The organism is Streptomyces purpurogeneiscleroticus, assembly GCF_020024005.1.
GTDB lineage: Bacteria > Actinomycetota > Actinomycetes > Streptomycetales > Streptomycetaceae > Streptomyces > Streptomyces purpurogeneiscleroticus.
This window is the reverse complement of the sequence record NZ_NHSG01000219.1, coordinates 22,178-28,333: the sequence shown is the minus strand read 5'-3', so window position 1 is coordinate 28,333 and position 6,156 is coordinate 22,178. Positions and strand designations below refer to the sequence as shown.

7 protein-coding genes are annotated in these 6,156 nt (G+C 72.7%); 5 read left to right on the top strand and 2 right to left on the bottom strand.

Annotation, left to right across the window (positions count from 1 at the left end; all coding sequences use genetic code 11):
* Positions 1-209: 209 nt before the first annotated feature.
* Positions 210-863 (bottom strand): snapalysin, encoded by a 654-nt coding sequence (gene snpA / locus CCS38_RS14355; protein WP_223733643.1) that lies wholly within the window; start codon positions 861-863, stop codon positions 210-212.
* 228 nt (positions 864-1,091) lie between these two features.
* Here snpA and CCS38_RS14350 point away from each other — a divergent pair, with 228 nt between their 5' ends.
* From CCS38_RS14350 to CCS38_RS14340, 3 genes are all read left to right on the top strand, one after another.
* Entirely contained in the window at positions 1,092-2,039 is a 948-nt protein-coding gene (locus CCS38_RS14350) for a LysR family transcriptional regulator (protein ID WP_223733642.1), read from the top strand.
* Between the two features lie 205 nt (positions 2,040-2,244).
* Positions 2,245-2,658, top strand: coding sequence for a YciI family protein (locus CCS38_RS14345; RefSeq protein WP_223733641.1), 414 nt, complete (start codon positions 2,245-2,247; stop codon positions 2,656-2,658).
* Between the two features lie 14 nt (positions 2,659-2,672).
* Positions 2,673-3,914, top strand: a complete 1,242-nt coding sequence (locus tag CCS38_RS14340; RefSeq protein WP_223733640.1) for an RNA polymerase sigma factor — start codon at positions 2,673-2,675, stop codon at positions 3,912-3,914.
* A 59-nt stretch (positions 3,915-3,973) separates the two neighbouring features.
* On the opposite strand, the gene CCS38_RS14335 is transcribed toward CCS38_RS14340, so the two are convergent.
* On the bottom strand, positions 3,974-4,390 hold the full coding sequence (locus tag CCS38_RS14335; protein WP_263302050.1) for a hypothetical protein: 417 nt from the start codon (positions 4,388-4,390) through the stop codon (positions 3,974-3,976).
* Positions 4,391-4,678: 288 nt separating this feature from the next.
* Here CCS38_RS14335 and CCS38_RS14330 point away from each other — a divergent pair, with 288 nt between their 5' ends.
* Positions 4,679-5,413 carry a GAF and ANTAR domain-containing protein gene (locus CCS38_RS14330; protein ID WP_223733638.1) on the top strand — a complete coding sequence of 245 codons (735 nt, stop codon included), beginning with the start codon at positions 4,679-4,681 and terminating at the stop codon, positions 5,411-5,413.
* Positions 5,413-6,141: a GAF and ANTAR domain-containing protein gene (locus tag CCS38_RS14325; protein ID WP_223733637.1), complete on the top strand. Its 729-nt coding sequence runs from the start codon at positions 5,413-5,415 to the stop codon at positions 6,139-6,141. Before CCS38_RS14330 ends, CCS38_RS14325 begins: the two co-directional genes overlap by 1 nt.
* The last annotated feature ends 15 nt before the right edge of the window (positions 6,142-6,156 follow it).

Here is a 6,156-nt window from a genome sequence, read left to right as displayed (position 1 = left end):
CCCCCCTCCATGCGCGGTGGGGAGGTCCACCGCGCATGGAGGGGGGTGAAACGCGCGGCCGCGGAGGGGCGCGCGCCGTGGGGGGATGCACGCGCGGTGGGGTTCGCGGACCCCACCGCGCGTCTCAGCGCGGGCTGCCGGCCGGCCGTCGGCCCGTGGTCATCGGCGGGCGGCCGACGGCCGACGGTTCGGGAGGGCCGGTACGCCGGTCAGGACGCCTTGCCGAAGTGGACGCCCTTCAGGCCGTTCGCCCAGAGCTGGTCGACCTCGGCGCGCTCGTTGGCGTCCGGCTGGGCGTTGGTGCAGGACGGGCCGGGGCCGCCGCCGGACATCAGCTCGCTGCACGGGCCTTCGTAGTGGTCCGGCAGGCCGAGGACGTGGCCGGTCTCGTGCGCGGTCACGCGGGTGGAGTCGTACTCCTGGTTCTGCTGGTAGTCCAGGAAGATGTAGCCGCGGCCGTGGCCGTCGGTGCTGGCGTAGGAGCCGCGCGGGTCGTTGCCCTCGCGGTACTGGAAGTCCCCGCCGCTGCCCTCCTGGAGCGTGACGTTGGAGACGGCGCTGTTCCAGATCTGCGCGCTCGCGGATATCTGCTGCTTGAAGGTGGGCGCGCCGCTCGCGTCGTACGTCACCGTCACCGCAGCGGCGCCGGTCTTCTTCTGCTTGGCGAGCGCCGACTTCAGCACGGCCTCGAAGAACCGCTTGGTGTCGGCCTTCTCGGCGGCCGAACCGACGTACTGGGCCGCGGTCACCGTGTTGTCCGCGGGGGCGGCCGAGGGGGTGGCCGCCGCGGGCACGGCGGCGGCGAGGCTCGCGGCCAGGCCCAAACCAAGTGCCGCCGACAGCACCGTCTTCGGAGATCTCATGTGGGGGGCTCCTTAGTGTCCGGAGGACCCGGCCGAGGTGTGGGGCAACGGCCGGGACCCGCGGATGAACTGTGGTGCCGCCGAGTCTGCGGGAGATATCCGGGGACGCGGAGATTCCATCTGGCGATAGGACGGTCCAATAGCCCCTGGGAAATGTGTGATTCGCGGGGTTCGGGTGGCTGGTGCGACACGTAAGGACGTCGTTATGCTCCGCGCGTGGAGCTTGAGGTGAGGCACCTACGTGCGCTGTGCGCCATCGCCGACACCGGCAGCGTACGCAAGGCCGCGCGGCAACTGGGCATGACCCAGCCCTCCCTGACCACGCAGCTGCGGCGCATCGAGAACGCGCTGGGCGGCCAGCTCTTCATCCGCGAGCGCTCCGGCAGCCGGCCGACGCCGCTCGGCCACACCGTCCTGCAGCGCGCCCGGCCGATAGTGGCGGAGATGACCGCGCTGGTCGACGAGACCAGGTCGGCGGTGGTGCGCGAGCAGGGCGCGCGGCTGCGCGTGGGCAGCACCGGCAGCCGCGCGGTGGCCGGCTGGCTGCGTCGGCTGCGGGCCCGGCTGCCCGAGACCGACACCACGATACGGATCGACCTGTCGGGCAACGCCCTGCTGCAGATGGTCGCCGCCGGCCAGCTCGACGCGGCCTTCGTGCACGAGGTCGAAGGCTCGCCGCTGCGCGTCCCCGACGGTCTGGTCGAACGCGAACTCCTCGCCCGCGAACCGCAGTTCATGGCGCTCCCGGCCACGCACCCGGCCGCCGCGCTGGAGGCCGTCACCCTCGCCGACCTCGCCGAGGACCAGTGGATGGTCGACCCGTCCGTGGACGGCGAGTGGGCCGGGCTGCGGCGGATCTTCACCGCGGCCGGGATGGACCCGCGCGTGGTGCACGGCGACTATCTCGCCACGGGCGACCTCGTGGCGGCCGGCGAGGTCGTCGCCCCCTGCCAGCCGACCGCCCGCCCCCGCCACGGCATGGTCGTCCGCCCGCTGCGCGGCGACCCACTGGCCGTACGGCTGTTCCTGGCGTACCGCGGCGGCGGACGCGACACCGAGTGGGTCGACGCCCTCTTCGACGACCTGCGGGCCGCGTACATGGAAGTGGCCTGGTCGAGCACGGCGTACCGGAAGTGGCTGGTCAGACACGAGAGTCTGCTGGCAGTGGGGTCCTAGGACGGGTCCGGCGGGTGCTTGGCCCGTATGCCGTGCGGGGTGCGGCCGTGGCGAGGAGAATCCGTAGCGGAGGCTCGTGCGCGGCCGGGCAGCCGGATTTCTTACAGGATTCTTCGCTCCTCGTGTCGAGGACCGGCCGCCGGCTCCGACGTCTCCGGTGAGAGGCGCCCGGCCGGACGCCGACAGCTCCCGAGGAGTGAGCGACATGAAGTACATGCTGATGATCCAGGCGAGCCAGGCCGACTACGACGCCATGAACGGCAAGGACTCCGGAAAGACGCCGTGGACCGAGGGCGACCTCAAGGCGATGTTCCAGTTCATGGAGAACCTCAACAACGACCTCGCCGAGAACGGGGAAATGATCGACGGGCAGGGGCTGAGCGAGCCCGCGCAGGCCCGCGTCGTGACGCCCGGCAAGGACGGCGTACCGGTCGTCGCCGACGGCCCCTACGGCGAGACCAAGGAAGTGCTCTGCGGGTACTGGTTGCTGGACTGCGCGTCCCTGGACCGCGCCACCGAGATTGCCGAGCGCATCCTGCAGTGCCCGGTCCCCGAGGGCGAGGAGAACGGCCCCGTCACCATCCGGTCCATCCCCGACAACCCGCCCTGCGAGGTCTGAGGCGGCCGGAGGCCGTGGGCGCACCGGAACGGACCGAGGACCTGCTGCGCACGCTCGCGCCGCAGGTCCTCGGCGCGCTCGTCCGCCGGTACGGGCACTTCGACCTCGCCGAGGACGCCGTACAGGAAGCGCTGCTGGCCGCCGCGGTCCAGTGGCCGCAGGCCGGCCGCCCGGACAATCCGCGCGGCTGGCTGATCAAGGTCGGGGCGCGCCGGCTCACGGACCTGCTGCGCGCCGAGGAGGCGCGGCGGCGGCGCGAGGAGACCGCGTACGCGCTGACGCCGCGCGACGAGTTTTACGCCCCGGCGCCCGGGGAGAGCCGCGCCCCCAGCGAGGACGACACCCTCACCCTGCTCTTCCTGTGCTGCCACCCCGCGCTGACCCCGGCCGCGCAGACCGCGCTGACGCTGCGCGCGGTCGGCGGCCTCACCACGGCCGAGATCGCCCGCGCCTACCTGGTGCCGGAGGCCACGATGGCGCAGCGGATCAGCCGTGCCAAGCAGCGGATCAGGGCGGCCGGCGGGCACTTCAGGGCACCGGCCCCGGAGGACCGCGCCGCGCGGCTCGGCGCGGTCCTGCAGATCCTGTACCTGATCTTCAACGAGGGGTACACCGCGACCTCCGGCAGCCGGCTGCAGCGCGTCGAGCTGGCCCGCGAGGCGATCCGCCTGACACGGTCGCTGCGCGCGCTGCTCCCGGAGGACGGCGAGGTGGCCGGGCTGCTGGCCCTGATGCTGCTCACCGACGCCCGCCGCGCGGCGCGCACGGCGCCCGACGGGTCGCTCGTCCCGCTCGCCGAGCAGGACCGCGGCGCCTGGGACCGGGAGGCGATCGCCGAGGGCGTGGCACTGGTCAGCGACGCGCTCCGCCGCACGCCCCTCGGCCCGTACCAGCTCCAGGCCGCGATCGCCGCGGTGCACGACGAGGCGGCGCGCCCCGAGGACACCGACTGGCGCGAGATCCTCGGCCTGTACCGCCTGCTGGCCCGGATCGCGCCGAGCCCGGTGGTCACCCTCAACGAGGCGGTCGCGCTCGCCATGGTCAGTGGCCCCCGGGCCGGCCTGGACCTCCTCGCCACCGTCGCCGGCGACCCGCATCTCGCGGACCACCACCGCCTCGACGCGGTCCGCGCGCACCTGCTGGAGCAGGCGGGGGAGCGCGCCGAGGCCCGCGCGGCGTACGGACGCGCCGCCGAACGGGCGCTCAGCGTCCCGGAGAAGCGCTACCTGCAGACCCGGGCGGCGCGGCTGCGGTGAGGGGCCGCCGCGCCTCGGCCCGGGGCCCCGGCCGGGGCCGGCAGCGCTCCGGAATTCGGTCAGAGTCGGCGGATCCGGGCGGAAATGCCATGACCGACAAGCAGGTAAATCACGGCAGGCAGGCCGTAATTGAGGAGCACGCGAAGTCCTTCCGTGTCCATGGTGAAAATGTCCTGTGACCACCAGGCGAGCCCGTCCGCGAAGCTCTCCACGAAATCGACAAACACATTCGCCTGGTTGGCGCCCAGCAGGTAAAGCAGAATCCACAGGACGAGGAACGCCGCGGCAATGTCGGCGATCGTATGGATGATCAACGCGGTGCGTGCCGTGCCGGCGCCGTCGCGCGGGCGGCGGTACCGCTCTTGGCTCCGGCCGCCGTACCCCGGCTGTCCCTGGTCGTACGGCGCGGCCGGGCCGGGCTCATAAGGGGCGTGCCCCGCGTCGTAGCGGCCCTGTGGGGCGTACGGGCCGTCCATCGGCGCGGAGTTGTGGGGGTTGCTCACGGGATTTTCCCATCCGGCGCGGAAAACGCCTCGGAACGAAGGTGAATGGATCACGGCCGGTGGTACGCCGGGGCGTTTCCGTCCGCATTTCTGCCGGCGCTTTTCGCACCGCATTCCTCTCAGCGCCGGAAAGCCCCCGCAGCGTTACGGCCGGGGTTGCCGCCGGCAACCGGCACACAGCGGATAAGCTGGTGTAATCGCCCGTTGGGGCATGGTCTGGAGCTGCCGGTGCGGCGGATACGGGAGAGCAGGTGACCGTCGGTGGGTACGAGTGCAGGGATGGCGGCCGTGCTGCAGACCCTGCATCCGGTCACCGGCGCTCAAGGGCTGATCGGCAGCGATCCCGGGAGCTGCGCCCGGGTGCTGGGCGTGGACGGTGTCGCGCTGTCACTGCTGGCCGGCGAAGGCGCTGCCGAGCTGGTGTGGGCGTCGGAAGGCGACAGCCGCCGGCTGGAGGACCTGCAGTTCACGCTGGGCGAGGGCCCCGGGATCGACGCGGTGGGCCACGGCTCGCTGGTGATCGAGCCGGACCTGAGCCGGCTGCCCGCCGGGCGCTGGCCCGTGCTGCTCCCGGAGCTGGCGGCGCTCGGCATCGGCGCCGTGTTCTGCTTCCCGCTGCTGGTCGGCCGCGCCTGCTTGGGGGTACTGACCCTCCAGCGGCGGGCGAGCGGGCCGCTGACCGACGCCGGGATGGACGACGCGCTGATCCTCACCGGCGCGCTGACCGCCGTGCTCCTGGACGGCGGGGCCGCGAGCGACGCGCTCATGACCGTGGAACGCCCGTCCGACCTCTATCGTGCAGCCGTCCACCAGGCGACCGGGATGATCAGCGTGCAAGCAGGAATACCGCTGTCCCAGGCGCTGCTCCGGCTGCGCGCGTACGCCTACCGGCACGGCCGCCCCATTCTGGAGGTCGCCGAGGACGTGGTCGCCAGGCGCCTGAACTTTCGTAACGATGGACCCGAACCGGACCCGTCCGGCCGGAAGAGGAGATGATGGCGGTGGCTGCGCAGGAAAGGGTGCTGCAGGCGTTCGGCGAAGCGGTCGGCACACTGATCGACGACTTCGACCTGATCGACGCGCTGCACCGGCTGTGCGTGCGGGGCGTCGAACTCCTCGACGTGACCGCGGTCGGCATCATGCTCGCCGGCCCGCACGGTGACCTGCAGGTGCTCGCGGTCTCCGACGAGCGCACCGGGCTGCTGGAGCTGTTCGGGCTGCAGAGCGAGGAGGGCCCGTGCGCCGAGAGCTACCGCACCGGTGAGGCCGTGGTGAACACCGTCCTCGCCGCGCCCGCCGGTACCGCTCGCCACCCGGTGTTCGCCGAGCGCGCCCGGCAGGCGGGCTACAGCACCGCCCACGCGCTCCCGCTGCGGCTGCGGCAGCGGAGCATCGGCGCGATAGGCATGCTCCACGCGGGGCCGCACACGCTGGATTCCTCGGGCGTACAGCTGGGCCGGACGCTCGCCGACGTGGCGACCATCGCCGTCCTCCGGCAGCACACCATCGAGCAGGGCAACGTCGAACGGGCCCAGGTGCAGGCCGCGCTCGTCAGCCGTACCGTCCTGGAGCAGGCCAAGGGCGTGCTCGCGGAGCACTGGACGACCGGCGTCGACGAGGCGTTCGACGCGCTGCGCGGCTATGCCCGCCGGCACGGCGAGCGGCTGGCCGACGTCGCCCGCGGGATCATCGACGGCACGCTCGACACCGAGGCACTTCGGTAGGCGCTTCGGCAGCGG

Coding starts and splice junctions, on each gene's coding strand:
- snpA (WP_223733643.1), bottom strand. CDS start 863: ATGAGATCTCCGAAGACGGTGCTGTCGGCGGCACTTGGTTTGGGCCTG.
- CCS38_RS14345 (WP_223733641.1), top strand. CDS start 2,245: ATGAAGTACATGCTGATGATCCAGGCGAGCCAGGCCGACTACGACGCC.
- CCS38_RS14335 (WP_263302050.1), bottom strand. CDS start 4,390: ATGGACGGCCCGTACGCCCCACAGGGCCGCTACGACGCGGGGCACGCC.
- CCS38_RS14325 (WP_223733637.1), top strand. CDS start 5,413: ATGGCGGTGGCTGCGCAGGAAAGGGTGCTGCAGGCGTTCGGCGAAGCG.